This window comes from Mesorhizobium sp. B1-1-5, assembly GCF_006443065.1.
Classification (GTDB): Bacteria; Pseudomonadota; Alphaproteobacteria; order Rhizobiales; family Rhizobiaceae; genus Mesorhizobium.
On sequence record NZ_VFWS01000691.1, the window covers coordinates 1 to 1,010 of the forward strand.

General features: G+C 64.6%; 2 protein-coding genes. One reads left to right on the forward strand and one right to left on the reverse strand.

Annotation, left to right across the window (positions count from 1 at the left end):
• On the reverse strand, positions 1-386 hold a 386-nt coding region (locus tag FJ980_RS34420), incomplete at its 3' end, for a GAF domain-containing protein (RefSeq protein WP_140547762.1).
• A gap of 76 nt (positions 387-462) precedes the next feature.
• Between FJ980_RS34420 and FJ980_RS34425 the strand changes: the two genes are divergently transcribed.
• Positions 463-876, forward strand: coding sequence for an NUDIX domain-containing protein (locus FJ980_RS34425; protein ID WP_246673067.1), 414 nt, complete (start codon positions 463-465; stop codon positions 874-876).
• Positions 877-1,010: the final 134 nt, after the last annotated feature.

Consider the following 1,010-nt stretch of genomic DNA (forward strand, 5'->3'; position numbering starts at 1 on the left):
AAGACGCCTTCATCGTCTTCGAGAAGCACGACCAGTTCCGAACGCGAATCGGCGTCGCAGGCGATGTGGCCGGGGAAATCGTGCACGTCCTTGATCAGCATCGAAGTGCCGAGGTCGACCGCCGTGCCGCATACGCCCTTGCCGACGGCGATGCGCACGCAGGCCGGCTTGCCCTGGAACGGACCCAGCACCAATTCCTCGTCCGAGGCCAGGAAATAGAAGCCCGCCCAGTTGAGATCGGGCACCATCTGGAAGATCAGCGCCGCGGTGTTGGCGGCATTGGCGATCGAGTCGCCCTCGCCCTCGAGCAGCGCCTTCAGTTGCGCGGCAAGATCGCGGTAGAACGCGGCCTTGTCCGAAGTGTCGATGGCCTTGGCTGCGAACATGGCTTGTCTCCGAACTGAGAATCGCGGTTCCGTTTTCCGCAGGCTCTGCACCAAACGACCACCGGAACAGTCTACCGTGAATCCTACCCGCCACGAAAGCCGCAAGATCAGGATCGCTGCCGGCGTCATCGCGGATGCGTCGGGCCGGCTGCTTCTGGTGCGCAAGCGCGGCACCAGCGCCTTCATGCAGCCCGGCGGCAAGATCGAGCCGCGCGAGGCCCCGCTCGACACCCTGATGCGCGAACTGCGCGAGGAACTCGGATTGGCGATCGACCCCGCCACCACCTCCTGGCTCGGCCTGTTCTCGGCCACGGCCGCCAACGAGCCGGACAGCACGGTCGAGGCGGAATTGTTCGCGCTCTCCATCGACGGCCAGCCGATAGCCGCCGCCGAGATCGAGGAGATCATCTGGCTGGAGCCCGGCTCGACCAATTCCGTCGAACTTGCGCCGCTGACGCGCGATGTGGTGCTGAGGTTGAGCGGAATGTAGCGGCGGCGGCGCCGCTATTACATCGGACGCTTGGGTTCGCCCTTTTGTGGCATTGCCGGATCGGGCTCGGATGTCTTGTGCTTGTCGGCGGCAATCCTGCGTATGCGGTCGAAGCGGCTTTCCTCTGTCGTTTC